Source organism: Kribbella orskensis (assembly GCF_004342085.1).
In the GTDB taxonomy this organism is placed as follows: Bacteria; Actinomycetota; Actinomycetes; order Propionibacteriales; family Kribbellaceae; genus Kribbella; species Kribbella orskensis.
The window spans coordinates 20,907-39,785 of sequence record NZ_SLWM01000008.1 but is presented as its reverse complement, the minus strand read 5'-3'; the positions used below and the strand labels follow the sequence as shown (position 1 = coordinate 39,785).

The 18,879-nt window shown below is 67.5% G+C and carries 17 protein-coding genes; 3 read left to right on the top strand and 14 right to left on the bottom strand.

Going from position 1 to position 18,879, the window contains the following annotated elements; translation table 11 throughout:
* Positions 1 to 42: 42 nt before the first annotated feature.
* The 12 genes from rpoB to EV644_RS22055 all read right to left on the bottom strand — a co-directional run bounded on the left by rpoB (position 43) and on the right by EV644_RS22055 (position 14,659).
* A complete protein-coding gene (gene rpoB / locus EV644_RS22110; protein WP_132190608.1) occupies positions 43 to 3,525 on the bottom strand; it encodes a DNA-directed RNA polymerase subunit beta in 3,483 nt (1,160 codons plus the stop codon).
* A 261-nt stretch (positions 3,526 to 3,786) separates the two neighbouring features.
* Positions 3,787 to 4,461, bottom strand: a complete 675-nt coding sequence (locus tag EV644_RS22105; RefSeq protein WP_132190607.1) for a hypothetical protein — start codon at positions 4,459 to 4,461, stop codon at positions 3,787 to 3,789.
* Positions 4,461 to 5,009 carry an Rv1363c family protein gene (locus EV644_RS22100; RefSeq protein WP_241998615.1) on the bottom strand — a complete coding sequence of 183 codons (549 nt, stop codon included), beginning with the start codon at positions 5,007 to 5,009 and terminating at the stop codon, positions 4,461 to 4,463. The genes EV644_RS22105 and EV644_RS22100 overlap by 1 nt, the downstream gene beginning before the upstream one ends.
* Positions 5,006 to 6,298 carry an MCE family protein gene (locus tag EV644_RS22095; RefSeq protein WP_132190606.1) on the bottom strand — a complete coding sequence of 431 codons (1,293 nt, stop codon included), beginning with the start codon at positions 6,296 to 6,298 and terminating at the stop codon, positions 5,006 to 5,008. The genes EV644_RS22100 and EV644_RS22095 overlap by 4 nt, the downstream gene beginning before the upstream one ends.
* Positions 6,295 to 7,521, bottom strand: a complete 1,227-nt coding sequence (locus EV644_RS22090; RefSeq protein ID WP_132190605.1) for an MCE family protein — start codon at positions 7,519 to 7,521, stop codon at positions 6,295 to 6,297. The genes EV644_RS22095 and EV644_RS22090 overlap by 4 nt, the downstream gene beginning before the upstream one ends.
* Positions 7,518 to 8,699 (bottom strand): MCE family protein, encoded by a 1,182-nt coding sequence (locus EV644_RS22085; protein WP_241998613.1) that lies wholly within the window; start codon positions 8,697 to 8,699, stop codon positions 7,518 to 7,520. Before EV644_RS22085 ends, EV644_RS22090 begins: the two co-directional genes overlap by 4 nt.
* 35 nt (positions 8,700 to 8,734) lie before the next feature.
* Entirely contained in the window at positions 8,735 to 9,748 is a 1,014-nt protein-coding gene (locus EV644_RS22080) for an MCE family protein (RefSeq protein WP_132190604.1), read from the bottom strand.
* The gene (locus tag EV644_RS22075) at positions 9,745 to 10,791 is read right to left on the bottom strand and encodes an MCE family protein (protein ID WP_132190603.1); all 1,047 of its coding nucleotides are present in this window, start codon (positions 10,789 to 10,791) and stop codon (positions 9,745 to 9,747) included. The genes EV644_RS22080 and EV644_RS22075 overlap by 4 nt, the downstream gene beginning before the upstream one ends.
* Positions 10,788 to 12,104, bottom strand: coding sequence for an MCE family protein (locus EV644_RS22070; RefSeq protein WP_132190602.1), 1,317 nt, complete (start codon positions 12,102 to 12,104; stop codon positions 10,788 to 10,790). The genes EV644_RS22075 and EV644_RS22070 overlap by 4 nt, the downstream gene beginning before the upstream one ends.
* 4 nt (positions 12,105 to 12,108) lie before the next feature.
* A complete protein-coding gene (locus EV644_RS22065) occupies positions 12,109 to 12,939 on the bottom strand; it encodes an MlaE family ABC transporter permease (RefSeq protein WP_132190601.1) in 831 nt (276 codons plus the stop codon).
* 2 nt (positions 12,940 to 12,941) lie between these two features.
* Positions 12,942 to 13,715 (bottom strand): MlaE family ABC transporter permease, encoded by a 774-nt coding sequence (locus EV644_RS22060; RefSeq protein ID WP_132190600.1) that lies wholly within the window; start codon positions 13,713 to 13,715, stop codon positions 12,942 to 12,944.
* A complete protein-coding gene (locus EV644_RS22055; protein ID WP_132190599.1) occupies positions 13,712 to 14,659 on the bottom strand; it encodes an ABC transporter ATP-binding protein in 948 nt (315 codons plus the stop codon). The genes EV644_RS22060 and EV644_RS22055 overlap by 4 nt, the downstream gene beginning before the upstream one ends.
* 303 nt (positions 14,660 to 14,962) lie before the next feature.
* On the opposite strand from EV644_RS22055, the gene EV644_RS47840 reads away from it, so the two are divergent.
* Genes EV644_RS47840 through EV644_RS22040 form a run of 3 tightly spaced genes read left to right on the top strand, consistent with a single transcriptional unit; the run spans position 14,963 to position 17,641 of the window.
* Positions 14,963 to 15,808: a hypothetical protein gene (locus tag EV644_RS47840; protein ID WP_369410512.1), complete on the top strand. Its 846-nt coding sequence runs from the start codon at positions 14,963 to 14,965 to the stop codon at positions 15,806 to 15,808.
* The gene (locus EV644_RS22045; protein ID WP_369410511.1) at positions 15,702 to 17,111 is read left to right on the top strand and encodes a PhoX family protein; all 1,410 of its coding nucleotides are present in this window, start codon (positions 15,702 to 15,704) and stop codon (positions 17,109 to 17,111) included. The genes EV644_RS47840 and EV644_RS22045 overlap by 107 nt, the downstream gene beginning before the upstream one ends.
* Before the next feature lie 41 nt (positions 17,112 to 17,152).
* Complete coding sequence (locus tag EV644_RS22040; RefSeq protein ID WP_132190596.1) at positions 17,153 to 17,641, top strand: phosphatase PAP2 family protein; 489 nt, start codon at positions 17,153 to 17,155, stop codon at positions 17,639 to 17,641.
* A 67-nt stretch (positions 17,642 to 17,708) separates the two neighbouring features.
* Here the strand turns inward: EV644_RS22040 and rplL are convergent, their stop codons facing one another.
* Positions 17,709 to 18,095: a 50S ribosomal protein L7/L12 gene (gene rplL, locus EV644_RS22035; RefSeq protein WP_132190595.1), complete on the bottom strand. Its 387-nt coding sequence runs from the start codon at positions 18,093 to 18,095 to the stop codon at positions 17,709 to 17,711.
* A 69-nt stretch (positions 18,096 to 18,164) separates the two neighbouring features.
* Entirely contained in the window at positions 18,165 to 18,788 is a 624-nt protein-coding gene (gene rplJ, locus EV644_RS22030) for a 50S ribosomal protein L10 (RefSeq protein WP_132190594.1), read from the bottom strand.
* Positions 18,789 to 18,879 lie beyond the last annotated feature (91 nt).

The following is an 18,879-nucleotide window of genomic DNA, read 5'->3' as shown; positions in this document are numbered from 1 at the left end:
TGGTCTGAGTGAGTTGGTTGTTGATCTCAAGCGGCAACCCGCTCAGACCTCCTCGACGCTGTTCGGCTCACGCCGGGACAGGTCGATGCCCAGTTCCTCCGCAGCGCGGAAGACGTCCTCTTCGCTGTCGCGCATCTCGACCCGGCTTCCGTCGGACGAGAGCACCTCGACATTGAGACACAGGGACTGCATTTCCTTGACCAGAACCTTGAAGGACTCCGGGATACCCGGCTCCGGGATGTTCTCGCCCTTGACGATCGCTTCGTACACCTTGACGCGACCGACGACGTCGTCGGACTTGATGGTGAGCAACTCCTGCAGCGCGAAGGCGGCACCGTAGGCCTCGAGGGCCCACACCTCCATCTCGCCGAACCGCTGACCACCGAACTGCGCCTTACCACCCAGCGGCTGCTGCGTGATCATCGAGTACGGACCGGTCGAGCGGGCGTGGATCTTGTCGTCCACCAGGTGGTGCAGCTTCAGCATGTACATGTAGCCGACGCCGACCGGCTGCGGGAAAGGCTCACCCGAGCGGCCGTCGAACAGCCGGGCCTTGCCGGTGCTGTCGACCATCCGGTCGCCGTCGCGGTTCGGCAGCGTGGAGCCGAGCAGGCCGGTGACCTCCTCCTCCTTGGCGCCGTCGAAGACCGGGGTGGCGACGTTCGTGAACGGAGCGGCTTCGCCGGCACCGATCTTGATCAGCCGCTGGGCCCACTCCTCCTTGCTGTCCGGGTCGACCTTCCAGCCGCGGCTGGCAACCCAGCCGAGGTGGGTCTCGAGCACCTGACCGACGTTCATCCGGCCGGGCACGCCCAGCGGGTTCAGGATGATGTCGACCTGGGTGCCGTCCTCCATGAACGGCATGTCCTCGACCGGCAGGATCTTCGAGATGACGCCCTTGTTGCCGTGGCGTCCGGCGAGCTTGTCACCGACGGAGATCTTGCGCTTCTGCGCGACGTACACGCGGACCAGCTGGTTCACGCCCGGCGGCAGCTCGTCGCCGTTGTCGCGGTCGAAGACGCGGACCCCGATGACGGTTCCGTTCTCACCGTGCGGCACCTTCAGCGAGGTGTCGCGCACCTCACGGGCCTTCTCACCGAAGATCGCGCGCAGCAGCCGCTCCTCCGGGGTCAGCTCGGTCTCACCCTTGGGCGTGACCTTGCCGACCAGGATGTCACCCGTGGTGACCTCGGCGCCGATCCGGATGATGCCCCGCTCGTCCAGGTCCGCCAGCATCTCGTCGGAGACGTTGGGGATGTCGCGGGTGATCTCCTCCGGGCCCAGCTTGGTGTCGCGGGCGTCGACCTCGTGCTCCTCGATGTGGATCGAGGTCAGCAGGTCCTGCTGCACGACGCGCTGGCTGAGGATGATCGCGTCCTCGTAGTTGTGACCCTCCCACGGCATGAACGCCACGAGCAGGTTCCGGCCGAGGGCCATCTCGCCCTCGTCGGTGCACGGACCGTCGGCCAGCGGCGAGCCGATCTCGACCCGCTGCCCCGCGTCCACCAGCGGACGCTGGTTGATGCAGGTGCCCTGGTTCGAGCGGCGGAACTTCGCCAGCCGGTAGGTCTGGTAGGTGCCGTCGTCGGCGGCGACCTCGATCAGGTCGGCCGAGACCTCCTTGATCACACCAGCCTTCTCCGACACCACCACGTCACCGGCGTCGACCGCACCGCGGAACTCCATGCCGGTACCGACCAGGGGGGCGTCCGCCGTGATCAGCGGAACGGCCTGGCGCTGCATGTTGGAGCCCATCAGGGCGCGGTTGGCGTCGTCGTGCTCGAGGAACGGGATCATCGCCGTCGCGACCGACACCATCTGGCGCGGCGAGACGTCCATGTAGTCCACGTCGTCGACCAGCACGAGCTCGACCTCACCGTGGCGCCGGCGAACCAGCACCCGGTCCTCGGCGAACGAGTCGTCGTCGTTCAGCGCCGCGTTGGCCTGGGCGATGACGAACCGGTCCTCCTCGTCCGCGGTCAGGTAGTCGACCTGGTCGGTGACCCGGCCGTCGACGACCTTGCGGTACGGCGTCTCGACGAACCCGAAGGGGTTCACCCGGCCGTAGGTGGCCAGCGACCCGATCAGGCCGATGTTCGGGCCTTCCGGGGTCTCGATCGGGCACATCCGGCCGTAGTGGGACGGGTGCACGTCGCGGACCTCGAAGCCGGCCCGCTCACGCGACAGACCACCCGGGCCAAGCGCCGACAGGCGGCGCTTGTGGGTCAGACCCGCGATCGGGTTGGTCTGGTCCATGAACTGCGACAGCTGGGAGGTGCCGAAGAACTCCTTCAGCGCCGCCACCACGGGACGGATGTTGATCAGGGTCTGCGGCGTGATCGCCTCGACGTCCTGGGTCGTCATCCGCTCGCGGACCACCCGCTCCATCCGGGCCAGGCCGGTACGGAGCTGGTTCTGGATCAGCTCGCCGACCGTGCGCAGACGGCGGTTGCCGAAGTGGTCGATGTCGTCCTCTTCGACCACGATCTCGCCCTGCGGCGCGTCCAGCTCGGTCTTGCCCTCGTGCAGCGCGACCAGGTACTTGATCGTCGCGACGATGTCGTTGATCGTCAGAACCGCGGTGTCGTGAGTCTCGTCACGGCCGAGCTTCTTGTTGATCTTGTAGCGGCCGACCTTGGCCAGGTCGTAGCGCTTGCCGTTGAAGTAGTAGTTGTCCAGCAGCGCCTGGGCAGCCTCGCGCGTCGGCGGTTCGCCCGGACGGAGCTTGCGGTAGATGTCGAGCAGCGCGTCGTCCTGCCCGGAGGTGTGGTCCTTCTCCAGGGTGAGGCGGATCGACTCGTACTCGCCGAACTCCTCGAGGATCTGCGCGTCGGTCCAGCCGAGCGCCTTGAGCAGCACGGTGACGTTCTGCTTGCGCTTGCGGTCCAGCCGCACGCCCACCATGTCGCGCTTGTCGACCTCGAACTCCAGCCACGCGCCGCGCGACGGGATGATCTTGGCGGTGAAGATGTCCTTGTCCGACGTCTTGTCCGGCGTGCGCTCGAAGTACACACCGGGCGAGCGAACCAGCTGGGACACGACGACACGCTCGGTGCCGTTGATCACGAACGTGCCCTTGCGCGTCATCAACGGGAAGTCACCCATGAAGACGGTCTGGCTCTTGATCTCGCCGGTCTCGTTGTTCATGAACTCGGCGGTGACGAACAGCGGCGCCGAGTAGGTGACGTCACGCTCCTTGCACTCGTCGACCGTGTTCTTCGGGGGCTCGAACCGGTGGTCGCGGAACGACAGCGACATGGTGCCGCTGAAGTCCTCGATCGGGGAGATCTCTTCGAAGATCTCCTCCAGGCCGGACGGGGAGGACAGATCAGTCCGTCCCTCCGCCTCGGCGGCGGCCACTCGAGCCTGCCAGGTTTCGTTCCCGACCAGCCAGTCGAAACTGTCCACCTGCAGCGCAAGCAGATCCGGAACCTCGAGAGGCTCGGAAATCTTTGCGAAGGAGATGCGGCGGGAGCCGGAAACGTCGGTAATACTGTCGGACTGGGGGTTGCGCGAGGCGACCAAGGGGCGTCCTTCCACGGGCTCGCAGAAATCACTTCGGTGCTGGGAGCGCACGCCGAACCGCCCTAGTCAAGTTTTGAGCCGAACCAGGGTGGGGTTAAAGGCAGCGCAAAGCAATAGGCTACCCGATCAGGGCAAGCCTGTCCAATGGGGTCCGACACTATGCCGTCGGACCACCCACTCCGTCAAGGATCGACCCGGGTTCTCCAGCGGGTAGAGCACCCGCGAGCCGCCCGGTCCGTCCTGTCCGGAGTCACAAAGAGACTACAGTCCGGCGATCTCCTGGACCAGCCATTGATCCCCGTTTCGGACCATTGTGAATCTCGTCCGGTTCAGGTCGACCCGGGGCTTACCCTGTGTGATCGTGCTGGTGGTGGTCTGGTTCACGAAGATGATCAGCGTGACCCGGTCCGCGTCCCCGTCCCGGACGCCGACCTCCCGGACGTCGGCGCGGACGGTGGCCTTGGTCTTGGTGGCCAGTTCGCCGGCCACCTTGGCCGTGTCGTCGAACTTGGCCGCGAAGTCCGGGGTCATCGTCGCCCGGGCGGCCGCGAAGCTCTTGTCCAGCGTGCGGTAGTCGTAGCTGAGCGCGGTCTCGGCCGCCTTCCGGCCCGCCGTCGCCGCTTGGCCGCGGGCGTCCTCGGCCTCCCGGCCCTTCAGCGCCTTGATCCCGAGAATGCCGCCGAGCGCCAGGATCAGCACCACCAGAACGGCGAGGACCGCCGACAGGATCAGCGTGACCCGCCCACCCGGAGCGGGGTCCTTCCGAACGGTATCCGCGACCTCTACATCCTCGGTTTGCTCACTCTCAGTAATTTCGCGAGCCTCTGGGCTCGGCTTCGAATCCACCTCGGGAACGTCTGGTGTGGCCTGAGTCACCTCGGAGCTCTCGGTCCGGCGGTCGGTGCCGCGCCGCTGACCGGCGATCCGGCGGGCCATCAGCCGACCACCTGGAAGTCCGCGGTCAGCCAGCGGTCCTTCTCCCGGACCATGTCCAGCTTGATCCGGTAGCGCCGCTCGACGCCGTCCTTGCCGGCGGTGTTCGTCACCACGGCGTTCACGATCACCAGCACCTGGGCCGAGTCCTTGTCGTTCGAGACCACCGCGGCCTCCTTCACGTCACCCTTGGAGGTCGCCTGGTTGGTCAGCACCTCGGCCTTGACCGAGTTCGAGCCGGCCGCGAACTCCTCCTTGAACTGCCCGGTGGCGTCGTCGAGCACCCGCTTCGAGTCCGCGTCCCAGGTCTTGTAGTCGTAGGTGGTGAAGTCGAGGGCCAACTGGCGGGCCGCCTGCATCGCGGCCGCGCGGTCCTCGTCGCCGGTGGTCTGGCGGCGGATCGCGAAGATCGCCAGCATCGCGCCCACGAGCGCGATCAGCAGCAGCACGCTGAGTGCCCAGACCGCGACCAGGCGCTTACGCCCGGAGCCGTGGTCATGGTTGTCGCCGTCGCCCGTGGTCTTGCCAGGCAGAAGGGTGGAAGTAGTCACTGGCCGCTCACCGGTCCGAGAATCAGGGCTTTCCAGGAGTCCTTGCCGAGCAGTTCCTCCTGGCCGCCGGTCGAGCCGAGCACCAGCTCGGGCATGCCGTCGGTGCCTCCGGCGGCTCCCGTGGCGGGGTCGTACCCGACACCGTAGCCGATCCGGTTCGCGTCCGAGCGGGACGACGGTGTCGGCTTGTTCTGCGAGCCGCGGACGTTCACGCCGGACCCGGGCGACGCAGTACAGCCGGCCTTGGTGTTGGCGGGCTTGTTCGTGGTGTCCTGCGGGACGCGCTTGTCGGTGCCGTTGTAGCCGGCCCGGCAGGCGGGTGGGCTGAAGCCGAGCACCAGGCCGAAGTGCGCGTCGTAGTGCCCGGTCCCCGGGTCCTTCGCCGGTACTACGTAACCGCCCATCGCCACAGCCGGGTACACCACCAGCAGCTGCTCGACGGCGTCCAGGCGTACCGCGGTCATCTCGTTCACCGTGAGGAGGTTACCCAGCAGCACCGCGATGTCCGCCCGGTTCTCCTGGATCAGGGCGGTCACCTGCTGCGAGGCGGCCGAGCCGTTGTCGATCACGGAGCGCAGGTTCGCGTCCGAGCTGACCAGGGTCTCGGACAGCAGCGCGAGGTTCTTCGCCCAGGTCTTGATCGCGTCCCCGCTGGCCACCTGGGTGGCGAGCACGGTGCTGCCGTCGTTGATCAGCTTGATCGTCTGCAGGATGTTCGCGTCCGCGTCGTTGATCAGCAGCCCGGAGCTGTCGATGATCTTCTGCAGGTCGCTGCCCTTGCCGCGCAGGGCGTCGCCGAGCTCCTGGACGGTGGTCTTCAGGCTGTTCTTGTCGACCGAGTTCACCAGCTGGTCGAGATTCAGCAGCAGCTCGGTGGTGTCGATCGGGATCGCGGTGTCCTGCCGGGCGATCTTGGACCGGTCCTGCAGGTACGGGCCGTCGTCGCGGCGCGGCTGCAGGTCGACGTACTGCTCGCCGATCGCGGAGCGGTTCGCGACCACCGCGACCAGGTCGTTCGGGATCTTCACCTCCTTGTCGATGTCCAGGTCGACCTCGACGCCGTCGGAGAGCAGCTCGAGCTTGCCGACCCGGCCGACCGGCTGGCCGCGGTACGTCACCTCGGCGCCGCTGAAGATGCCGCCGGACTCGGCGAAGCTGGCGCTCACCGTGTAGTCGTCGTCGAAGAGCAACTGGTCGACCTGCGCGTACTTGCCGCCGACGTACGCGACGCCGACGACGGTGATCAGCAGGAACACCATCAGCTGGACCCGGACCGTCTTGCTGATCACTTGGCCACCCCCGGCATCAGGACCTTCGCCAGTTCGGGGTCGAACGCGGAGCGGTTCAGCTTCGCCGTACAGACCGGGAGGCCGAGCAGGGTGATGCAGGTCGTCGTGGCGCCGGTCGGCACCGGCAGCGACGGCAACCCGTTGGTCGGGAACTTCGGCGGGTTGTGCAGAGGCAGGCTGACGTTGCCGGTCGGGAGCGCGTTCGGCCCGACGTTCGGCAGCTTGAGCCCGAGGATGCCTTCCAGCGCCTTCTTGGTGTTCACGTCCAGGGTGATGTCCAGGTTGGTGAAGTCACCCTTCACGGCCTTGGCCGCGGCGTCCGGGAACGGGTAGGTGAGCAGCAGTTCCAGCGACTTCGGCAGGTTCTCCCCTGCCTCGGCCAGCTTGGTCAGCAGCGGGTAGAGGGACTGCAGGTTGGCCACCAGGTCCTGCTGCGACGCGGTGATCACCCGGGTCGCGGTGTTGCCCAGTTTCGCCAGCGCCTGCAGCGTCTTGACCAGCGCGGCCCGCTGCTTGTCCAGGGTGGCTATCGACTTCGGCAGCGAGTCGATCGCGGTCGCCAGGGTCGCCTTCTGCGCGTTCAGCTTCTTCGCCAGCGCGTCCACCGCTGTGATCGCGGTGACGATCTGCTGCTTGTTCTTGTCCAGGGTGCCGACGAAGGTGTTCAGCTGGGTCAGCACACTGCGGATGGCCGGCTCGTTCCCGGTCAGCGCCTTGTTCAGCTCCTGGGTGATGATCTGCAGCTGGGCCACACCGCCGCCGTTCAGCAGCAACGAGAGCGCCGACAGCACTTCCTCGACCTCGACGTTGCTGGTGGTCCGCGACAGCGGGATCAGCTCGCCGTTCTCCAGCTTGCCGCGCGGCTTCTCGTCGCCAGTCGGCGGTGCCAGCGAGACGAACTTCTCGCCGAGCAGGCTGGTCTGGCGGATCGTCGCGCGGGAGTTGTCCGGCAGGTCGACGCTCTTCGGCAGCTTCAGCTTCACCTTGGCGACGTAGCCCTCGAGCCAGACCTTCTGGACCGTGCCGACGGTGACGTCGTCCACCTTCACCGACGACTTCGGGACCAGGTCCAGCACGTCGGAGAACTCGACGGTGATCGAGTACGACGGGCCCTTGATCTTGGCGCCACCCGGCAACGGCAGCGAGTACACGCTGAAGTCGCACCCGGTCAGCACCGTGGCCATCGCGACCACGCCGGCCACTACCGCGGTACGGCGCCTCATCGGGCACCTCCGGGGACCAGGCCGCCGAGGGTCTCGTCGACGTTGTCCGGGCTCGGCATCTTCGGCTCCGGGGCGGGAGCCCACGGAGTACCGGCCGGGCCGCCGGAGCCGGTGACGCTGCTGAGGAGCGGGAGCTTCGGCAGGGCAGCGAGGACCGGCTTGAGCGCGGAACAGGCAGACAGCGGCTGGTTCGCCTGCAGCAGCAGCGAGCAGATGAAGGTCGCCGGGTCGTCCAGCTGGGCCAGGTTGATCCGCTGGTCCAGCGTGCCGAACTGCGGGTTGTAGACGCGGGCCAGGTTCCCCAGGCCGAGTGGCGCGGTGTCGATGATCTCCGCCAGCGCGGCCTTCTCCTTGACCAGGATCTGGGAGACGTCGGTGGCGCCGGAAATGGTCGTCTTCAGCAGCCCGCGGTTGTCCTTCACGAACGCGGCCACCTCGCCGAGCGCCGTCGCCAGCGTGGACAGCGCCGCGGCGAGGTCCTTGCGCTCACCTGCCAGCGTGGTCGAGGTGGCGGCGAAGTTGGTGTTGAACTGCTTCACCAGAGAGTCGTTCGCGGCCAGCGCGGACACGAACGTCTGCAGCTGCCGGATCGTGGCGAACAGGTTCTTGGAGTTGCCCTCCAGTGTCTGGGTCAGCGTCGACACGTCGGTGATGGTCTGGTTCAGCTTCTTGCCCTGGCCGTTCAGGTTCGCCGCGGAGACGTCCAGCAGCCGCGACAGGGCGCCCTGATCGTTCGCCCCCTTCGGGCCGAGCGCGACAGACAGGTCGTTCAGGCTCTGGTAGATCTGGTCGAGCTCCAGCGGTACGGCGGTCCGGTCCAGCGGGATCTCCGCGCCGTCGGCCATCACGTCGCCCTTGGAGTAGGCCGGGGTGAGCTGGATGTAGCGGTCGGCAACGATCGACGGCGAGGCGATCACCGCCTTCGCGTTGGCCGGCACCTTGTGCTTGGCCTCCCACCAGAACTTCACCCGGACGGCGCGACCAGCCGGGGTGACGCTCTCGATCTCGCCGACCTTGATCCCGAGGATCCGGACGTCCGAGCCGGGGTAGACGCTCACCGCGCGCGGGAAGTACGCCGTCGCGGAGACGCGTTCGGGGTGCGGCCAGAGCGAGATCGCGCTGACGGCGAGCACCACCAGGACGACACCGATCGCGACCAACCGGGAGAACGAAGCCATCTTGATACCCTCCCCACCCCACCGCCCCGGTCGCCTCATCGGCCACCCCCGAGGACCGGCGGCAACCCGGGCGGGAAGCCGGCGGGCAATGGGATCTCCGGGACCGGGACCAGGTTCTGCACGTAGGTGTCGAACCACGGGCCGGTGCCGAGGGTGTTGGTGAAGACCCGGGCGTACGGCGCGAGGCCGCGGATGCTGGCGTCGAGGGCGTTCTGGTTCTTCAGCAGGGTGGCCAGGACGGCGTTCACCTTCTGCAGCGTGGGCGCCAGGTCCTTGCGGTTCTCCCGGACCAGCGCGGTGATCTGCGCGGACAGCTTCTGCGTCGATACCAGCAGCTGGTGGATCAGCGCCCGCCGCGCCTGCACCGCCTGGAACACGGTGTTGCCGTCCTTCATCAGCTTGACCAGCTCCTGGTTCCGGTCGGCCAGGATCCTGGTGACCACGTCCGAGTGCCTCAGGAGCTTCTTCAGCTCGTCGTCGCGCTTGGCCACGTTCCGGGACAGCCGGGACAGCCCGGTGAGCGAGGCCTGCACCTCTTCGGGGGTGTTCTTGAAGGTCGCCGACAACGTGTGCAGGGCCTTCGCCAGCTGGACGGTGTCGATCCGCTCGGTGGTGTCGGCCAGATCGGTGAACGCGTCGACCACGTCGTACGCCGAGACGGTCCGGTCCAGCGGGATCTCCGAGCCTTCCTTGAGCTCGCCGTCACCGGCCGGGTTCAGCTTCAGGTACTTCTGCCCGAGCAGCGTCTTGATCTTCATCTCGGCGCCGGTCTTGTCGCCCAGCTTCACCCCGCGGTCGACCACGAAGTCGACCCGGACGTGCGTGCCTTCGAGATCGACCTTGCGAACCTGACCGACGCGGACCCCGGCGACCCGGATCTCGTCGTTCGGCTTCAGCCCGCCGGCCTCGGAGAACTGCGCGGAGTACTTCGTGCCGCCGCCGATCAGCGGCAGGTCCTGCGCCTTGAACGCGGCCAGCATGATCAGCCCGATCACGGTCAGCCCGACCACCCCGATGGTGACCTGGTTCTGCTCACGGAACGGGGTCACTTCTCGCACCTCGCCGAGTTGTTGTCGTAGCTCACTGGGAGTCGGGTGCCGATCGGCAGGGTGACGTTGCCGTCGAAGCCACACAGGTAGAAGTTGAACCAGGAGCCGTACGTCGCGGTCCGGGTCATCGTCTCGAGCTTGCCGGGCATGTTCTGCAGCGTCTTGACCCAGATCCCCTGGGTGTCGTCGAGCGTGGTGGAGACCTGGCGCAGCCGGTCCAGGTCCGCCTTCAGCGGCACCCGGGTCTGCTGCAGCAGGCCGGCCGTCTTGGCATTCAGCGAGTTGATCGAGCCGAGCGAGCCGAAGATCGGGTTGATGTCCTGGCTCAGCCCGGTGATGAACTTCTGCAGGTTCACCAGCAGCGCGGAGAAGTCCTGCTGCCGCTGCGAGACGATCTGCAGCGTCGAGGTCAGGTTGGTGATCAGGTCGCCGATCACCTGGTCCGCGTCGGCCAGCGTGGTGGTCAACGACGCGGTCCGCGCCAGCAGGCTCTCGATCGTGCCTCCCTCACCCTGCAGCACCTTGATCACCTCGAACGCGAACTGGTTCACGTCCTTCGGGGTCAGCGCGGTGAACAGCGGCTTGAACCCGTTGAAGAGCACCGACAGGTCCAGCGCAGGCGCAGTACGGTCCTTGTCGATCAGTCCGTTCGCCTTCATCCGGGTGCCGCCGCCGACCCCCTCGGTGAGCGCGATGTAGCGGTTGCCGACGAGGTTCCGGTAGCGCATCGTCGCGTGGGTCGAGGTGTCGACGACCTGGTCGGAGTCGACGCTGAAGGTGACCATCGCCAACGCCTCAGAATTCGGCGCTGTCTGGTAGATGGCGATCTTGTCGACCTGGCCGACACGAACACCGGCGATCCGGATGTCGTCGCCCTTGTTCAGCCCGACCACGTCGGTGAACACGGCCCGGTACTTCGTGGTCGCGTTGAAGCTGATGTTGCCGATGGTGACGGCCAGCAGCGCGGTCGCGATGGTGGTGACCACCACGAAGATCGCCAGTCGCACAGTGTCGATCGAGGTCTTCTTGTCCAGCAGTTTCACTTCAAGTTCACCTGACCTCCGCGGACCAGCGGGCCGATGATCAATGTGGTCAGGTCCGGTACGTCGGTTGCCGGGATGCCCATCGCGGGACCGGCGAAGGAGTCGATCACCTTCTGCTCCGCGGGCGTGCCCGCACCGCCGGTGTCCAGCGCGAACCCTGGCATCGCCCGGTTCAGCTGCAGGTTCAGCGGGAAGCGGCTCTCCTTGTTGTGGTCGCCGATCACGCCGTCGTCACCGGTGAGGTACGGCGCGGGGTTCTGCTGCGTGTAGGGACCCGGCTTCGCGCCCGGGTGGCTGTAGCTCTTGCCGACGCAGGTGGGCCCGCGCTTGTCCTTGTACGCCGGCAGCTCGTTCGGCTGGTACGGCGTGGGCTGGTTCGTGATCAGCTCGAGGTTGATGTGCAGGGCGCCGTCGCGGAAGGTGTCGTTCAGGATCGGCGCGGTGTCCGTCATCACCTTGAGGAAGCAGGGGAACTCCGGGGAGTACCGCTCCAGCAGGTCCAGGATCGGCCGGCTCACCTCGCCGAGCCGGATCACCCGGTCCTCGTTCTGCTTCAGGAAGGTGTCACCGGTGGTCGACAGCGTCTGCACGTCGGTGAAGAACTTCTGCAGCTGCTGCTCCTTCTCCACCACGGTGTTGCCGGTGATGGTCAGGTTGCGCAGGGCGCGGACCAGGTCGGGCGTCACGTCGCCGTAGAGCTGGGAGACCTGGGTCAGCTTGGTCAGCGCGGCGATCAGGTTCGGCACGCTGGGGTTCAGCTTCTTCAGGTAGCCGTCCAGCTGGGTGAGGGTCTCGGCGATCTCGGAGCCGCGTCCCTCCAGCGCCGTGGCCAGCGTGTTCAGGGTGGCGTTCAGGTCCGCCGGGTCGACCGCCTGCAGCAGCGGGAGCGCGTCGTTCAGCACCTTCTCGATCTCGATGCCGACCGCCGTCTTGTCCCGCGGGATCACGTCGCCGGCCCGGATCGACCGGCCTTCCCCGCCCTGCGGCGGGACGAGGGCGACGTACTTCTCGCCGAACAGCGTCTTCGGCAGGATCCGCGCGCTGACCTGGCTGGAGATCTCCTTGACCTGGTCCGGCTTCAGCGCCAGTTCCACGGTGGCGGTGTCGCCGTCGGTGGCGACGCTGCGCACCTCGCCGACGATGATGCCGCGCAGCTTCACGTCCGCGTGCCGGTTCAGCTGGAGGCCGATGTGGCTGGTCCGCAGCTTCACGTCGACCGTGTCGGTGAAGACCTTCGCGTAGAAGGCGTAGGTGAGCCAGAGCAGGAAGCAGAGCAACCCGATGAAGGCCGTGCCGAGTACTCGTCTGGTCATCGCGCTACCCCGCCAGCCTGACCGTGGTCGTGGTACCCCAGATGGCCATCGAGAGCAGCAGGTCGACGACGTTGATGACGACGATGGAGGTCCGTACTGCGCGGCCGACGGCGACGCCGACTCCGGCGGGACCACCGGTCGCGTGGTAGCCGTGGTAGCAGTGCACCAGGATCACCAGGACCGCGAAGACGAGCACCTTGCCGAACGACCAGAGCACATCCCCTGGTGGTAGGAACAAGTGGAAGTAATGGTCGTAGGTGCCTGTGCTCTGCCCGTAGAACGTGGTCACCGTCAGCCGGGTGGCGAAGTACGAGGCGAGCAGGCCGACGACGTACAGCGGGATGACGGCGATCAGGCCCGCGATGATCCGGGTGGTGACCAGGAACGGCAGCGACGGGATCGCCATCACCTCGAGCGCGTCGATCTCCTCGCTGATCCGCATCGCGCCGAGCTGGGCGGTGAACCCGCAGCCGACGGTGGCGGCCAGCGCGATGCCGGCGATCAGCGGGCCGATCTCGCGGGTGTTGATGTAGGCGCTGACGAAGCCGGCGAAGGCGGAGGTGCCGATCTGGTTGAGCGCCGAGTACCCCTGGAGGCCGACCTCGGTGCCGGTGAAGAAGGCCAGGAAGGTGATCACGCCGACGGTGCCGCCGATCACCGCGAGGGCGCCGGTGCCGAGCGTCACCTCGGCCAGCAGCCGAAGGATCTCCTTGCGGTAGCGGGTGATCGACTTGCCGGACCAGGCCAGCGCCTTGATATAGAAGGCGAGCTGCTCACCGAGCCGGTCGAGCGAGTTCAGCGGCTTCTTCACCAGGGTGTCGACGAGGGCTGACATGCTCAGGCCCCCTTCGGTGGGACGAGCTGGAAGTAGATCGCCGTCATGGAGAAGTTCGCGACGAACAGCAGCATGAAGGTGATCACGACGGACTGGTTCACCGCGTCGCCCACGCCCTTCGGACCGCCGCCGGCGTTGACGCCCTTGTAGGACGCGACCACCGCGGCGATGAAACCGAACACCAGCGCCTTCGCCTGGCCCTGCCACAGGTCCGGCAGGTGGGCGAGCGCGGTGAAGGAGGCTATATAACTACCGGGCGTGCCGTCCTGCAGGACCACGTTGAAGACGTAGCCGCCCATCACGCCGACCACGCTGACGAAACCGTTCAGGAAGAAGGCGACCAGCATGGTGGCCAGCACCCGCGGTACGACCAGGCGCTGGATCGGGTCGATGCCGAGCACCATCATCGCGTCGAGCTCCTCGCGGATCTTGCGGGCGCCGAGATCCGCGCAGATCGCGGACCCGCCGGCGCCGGCGATCAGCAGCGCGGTCGCGATCGGGGACGCCTCCCGGACCACGGCCAGCACGGCGGCCGACCCGGTGAAGGCCTGGGCGCCGAACTGCCTGATCAGCCCGCCGACCTGCAGCGCGATCACCGCGCCGAACGGGATCGCGACCAGGGCGGTCGGGATGATCGTCACGCTGGCGACGAACCACGCCTGCTGCAGGAACTCGCGCAGCTGGAACGGCCGCCGGACGGAGGCCCGGGCGGTGTCGAGGGCGAAAGCGAAGAGAGATCCTGCGTGCTTCAGCGGGGCGGTCGCAGAAACGGTCACGTAGCCCCCACCACATCGGAGGCGAAGCTGCCCGGCGGAGGTGTCACGCCGTTCTCGGCACACCACTCCCCCGGCGGTCGCTGGGTCGGCCGGATCACCCCGCTGCTCGGCAACTGCTGCACCGGGATCGGCGGCAGCGGCGGCAGTTCCTGGTCGGCCTCACGGGCCAGTTCGTCGGCGTCCTTCTCCTCGGACATGCCGATCGGGCCGACCCGCTGCGCGTTCAGGAACTGGCGGACCACCGGCTCCTCGCTGGACAGCAGCATCTCGCGCGGGCCGAACATCGCCAGGTGCCGGTGGTACAGCAGGCCGATGTTGTCCGGCACCGTGCGGGCGGTGTTGATGTCGTGGGTGACGATCAGGCAGGTCGCCTCGGTCATCTCGTTCAGGTCGATGATCAGCTGGTTCAGGAACGCGGTCCGGACCGGGTCGAGACCCGAGTCGGGCTCGTCGAAGAGCAGGATCTCCGGCTCCAGCACCAGCGCGCGGGCCAGGCCGGCCCGCTTGCGCATCCCGCCGGAGATCTCGCCGGGCAGCTTCTTCTCCGCGCCGACCAGACCGACCATCTCCATCTTCTCCATCACGATGGAGCGGATCTCGGACTCGGACTTGCGGGTGTGCTCGCGCAGCGGGAAGGCGACGTTGTCGTAGAGGTTCATCGAGCCGAACATCGCGCCGTCCTGGAACAGCACGCCGAACAGCTTGCGCACCTCGTAGAGCTTGCGTTCCGAACAGGTGGCGATGTCGACACCCTCGATGTGCACGTGGCCCTTGTCGGGCTTGAGCAGGCCGATCAACGTCTTCAGGAATACGGACTTCCCGGTGCCGGAAGGGCCCAGCATCACGCAGATCTCACCGGCGGGCAGCGTCAGGGACACGTCGCCCCAGATCAGCTGACTTCCGAAGGACTTGGTCAGTCCCTCGACGCGGACTTCTACGCCCACCGGTCCTCCTCACGGGTTCGTTGTGCAGCCCCGACCGACGTGCTTTCGCCGGTTCAACGAGGGCGCGGTTGCCTAGGTTACGCACGAGTCACTTATTTGTGTAACCCCTGTGCGTCAAGTGTCGATGACCAATGAGTCACGCTCCGGTCACGCACCGCGGCTGCCCAAATCCTGGTACGCCGGTCCTCCGCGGCCGCGATGGACCTGCCGGACCGGCTGCGTACTGGTATTGCTTGACTCTGTTGAGTGAACGATCTCAAGCCCTTGCCGAAAGCCCATCTCCACCTGCATGTGGACGGCGCGATGCGCCCTTCCACCCTGGCCGAACTGGCCGCCCGGTACGGCGTCCAGGCGCCGCTGCCGACCAGTTTCGGATCGTTCGACGCGTTCATGGCGACCATCACCGCGGCGGCCGGCTGCCTGCGGACCGAGGCGGACGTCCGGCGGTTGATCACCGAGATCGTCGAGGATGCCGCGGACCAGGGCGTTCGGTGGATCGAGCCGTCGATGTGGCCGGGTCTGCTCGGTGGGCGGCTCGGTTCGGACGCGGCCGGGTTGGACGTGGTCCTCGATGCCGGCCTGGCCGCGGGAACCGCCACCGGCGTCGGATTCGGGCTCGTGGTGGCTGCCAACCGCGGGCTCGGGGCTGACGCCGCCGAGGAGGTCGCGCGGTTGGCTGTCAGTCGGGTCGGCCGCGGTGTCGTCGGGTTCGGGATCGACGATGACGAGGCTGCCGCCGGGCCCGAGGTGTTTGTCGAGGCTGCGGCGATCGCCCGCGCCGGCGGCCTGCCGGTGGTGCCGCACGCAGGCGAACTCGGTACTGCGAACGCACTCCTTCGTCAGCTCGGCCGCACCCGGTCCGGTGATCGAGCGAGCACTGAGCGACATCGACGCCTGGCTGGGCTGACGCGGCAGTCGCTCAGCGCTGTCCGTGAGGCTTGCCGGGAGTTAGCGTCGGCGGCAGGACCCTCAGGGAGGGAGAGGACAGATGAGCATCGAACGCCGGACGTTCCTCAGGGGAAGCGTGGCGGTCGCGGGCGGCATCGTCGCCGGTGGGCCGTTCCAGGGATTCGTCGCCCAGCAGGCGGTCGCGGATCCGAAGGGCAATGCGCCGTTCCGGGCGCTGCGGGCCATCCCGGACCAGCGTGACGGCAAGGTGCGGCTGCACCTGCCGGAGGGGTTCTCCTACCGGTCGTTCCACGACACGGAGTTCCCGGTGGTACTGACCGACGGCACCCGGCTGCCCGGGCGGCACGACGGTATGGGCGCGTTCCAGTCGGCCCAAGGCAACGTGCTGCTGGTCCGCAACCACGAGGTGAACAACCCGGGCGCCCCGTTCGGCCCGGGGACGCCGTACGACACTCAGGCGCAGAGCGGTACGACGACCGTCGAGGTGACACGGTTCGGCGAGGTGGTCGACGCCTACACCAGCCTGAACGGCACGATGATGAACTGCAGCGGCGGCATCATGCCGTGGGGCAGTTGGGTCACCTGTGAGGAGACGGTGAACGGTCCCGACGTCGGACCGGACTTCACCGGGGCGTCGAACGTGCCGCTGACCAAGCCGCACGGGTTCGTCTTCGAGGTCCCGGCCGGCGGCCAGTCGGACCGGCAGCCGATCACCCAGGCGGGCCGGTTCGCCCACGAGGCCGTCGCCTTCGACCCCGAGGCGGGCATCCTCTACCTGACCGAGGACAACTTCGCCTTCCCGTCCGGGTTCTACCGCTATCTCCCGCCCCGGAATCCGATGATGGCCGGCCGGCTCGAGGACGGCGGCCGACTGCAGATGCTCGCCGTCCGCGGCCACCCGAACCTGAACCTGGCCGCGGAACAGCCGATGCGGGCGACGTACGACGTGACGTGGGTCGACATCGACGACCCGGCGCCGCGGTTCCCGTATACGCCGGGCCAGACCGCGCCGACGACCAACGACCAGGCTCTCGTGTACGTCGGTGATCAGGGCCGCGCGCAGGGTGCGGCGTACTTCTCGCGGTTGGAGGGTCAGGTCTACGACCGCAATGTCGTGTACTTCTGCTCGACCCAGGGCGGTGGCGCCGCGGAGACCGGACCGGACCCGGTCGGCGGTTACGGCAACGGCTTCGGTCAGATCTGGGCGTACCACACCCGAGCGAGGAAGCTGCAGCTGATCTACCAGTCGCCGAACCGGTCGACGCTGGACTTCCCGGACAACGTGACGACCAGCAATCGAGGCACGCTGGTGCTCTGTGAGGACAACACCGAGGACAACTACCTACGCGGTCTGTCCCGCGGTGGCCAACTCTGGGACATCGCCCTGAACCGGCTCACCAGCAGCACCGGCGCGGACCGGTCCGGCGACGAGTTCGCCGGCTCGACGTTCAGCCCGGACGGGCACACCCTGTTCGTCAACATCCAGGCCAGCCGCGGCCTGAGCTTCGCCATCTGGGGCCCCTGGCAACGAATCGGGGTCTGACCCGGCCATGACTGGTCGGCGGTTGGTCGGTGGAGCGGGTCATGCGAGCTGTGAGTGATCTCAGTGAGCTGGGCCCGCTCGCCATCATCGCGGTCGGTGTGCTCGTGGTGCTGCTTGTACTGCGCCGGTGGGCGGATGCGGCGTTCTTCGTGGCGGGCGTCGGTGTCGTGTGGATGGTGAACCCGCTCTTGAAGGAGCTGGCCGGCCGGCCGCGGCCTGACCACCTGCCGCTGGCGGAGTCGGTCTCGGAGTACAGCTTCCCGAGTGGCCACGCGGCGAACACCGCTGCCCTGGTCGGCAGCCTGGTGATGATCCTGCGGAGCCGGCGGGCGCGAGCGGTCGGCGCGGTCGTCGGTGCCGCGGCGCTGCTGCTCGTCGGGTACTCCCAGCTGGAGCTCGGGCGGCACTACCCGTCCGACCTGCTGGCCGGCTGGCTCTGGGCCGGCGTCTGGATCGGCCTCGTCGCCTGGATCCGATCCCGATGGCGAGCGCGCCTCCCCGGATCTCGACGCGAGGTCGGCCGGACGTGACGAAGGGCGGTCCCTGGTGGGACCGCCCTTCGCGGGTACTACTGGGTGTGCGGCTGGGCCGCACGGGTCACTTCAGGGTGACGGTGGCGCCGGCGCCCTCGAGGGCCTCCTTGGCCTTCTCCGCGGCAGCCTTGTCGACCTTCTCCAGGATGGCCTTCGGCGCACTCTCGACGAGGTCCTTGGCCTCCTTCAGGCCGAGGCTGGTGAGGCCGCGCACCTCCTTGATGACCTGGATCTTCTTGTCGCCGGCCGCCTCGAGGACGACGTCGAACTCGTCCTGCTCGACGGTCTCCTCGGCGGCGCCGCCACCGGCGGCCGGGGCCGCGGCGACTGCGACGGGAGCGGCGGCGGTCACGCCGAACTCCTCCTCGAAGGCCTTCACGAACTCAGAGAGCTCGAGCAGGGTGAGGTCCTTGAACTGGCCGAGCAGCTCTTCGGTGCTGAGCTTCGCCATTTTGGCGGTCCTTCCGATAAGTGTGTTGCTAGGTGATTACTGACTGGGGTCCTGCGTGATTCGATCGGGTCAGCTGTCGGCTGACGCGGTCTCCTCGGTGCTCGCCTCGGCAGGTGCGTCGGCCGGTGCGTCCTGCACGGCCTCCGCAGCCGGAGCCTCGTCCGCCACGGGGGCGTCGCCGGCCGGCAGCTTGTCCTGCAGCGCCGCGAACAGGCGCGCGGCCTGCGACAGCGGAGCAGCGAACAACGACACCGCTTGCTGCGGGGCCGCCTTCATCGCCCCTGCGAGCTTCGAGAGGAGAACCTCACGCGACTCCAGGTCAGCGAGCTTGTTGATCTCGTCGGAGCTGAGTGCCTTGCCGTCCAGCACACCGCCCTTGATGACGAGAAGGGGATTGGCCTTGGCGAAGTCACGCAGCCCCTTGGCCGCGACCACCGGGTCGCCCTTGATGAAGGCGATGGCCGACGGACCCTGCAGCAGCGAGTCGAACGACTCCACTCCCGCGTCCTTGGCCGCGATCTGGGTCAGCGTGTTCTTCACCACGGCGTAGTTCACGTCGTCACCGAGCGTAGTGCGCAACTGCCGCAACTGCGCCACAGTGAGTCCGCGGTACTCGGTCAGCACGGCGCCGTTAGAGCTCTTGAAGTTCTCCGTGAGCTCTGCGACGGCGGCTGCCTTGTCCGGCCTCGCCATGGGTCTCCTTCCGCCCTGCAATCACAGGGTTGGGCTTCGTTGCCGCACCGGCCAGGACCCGCAGAAATCGAAAACGCCCCTGCGCAGGCGC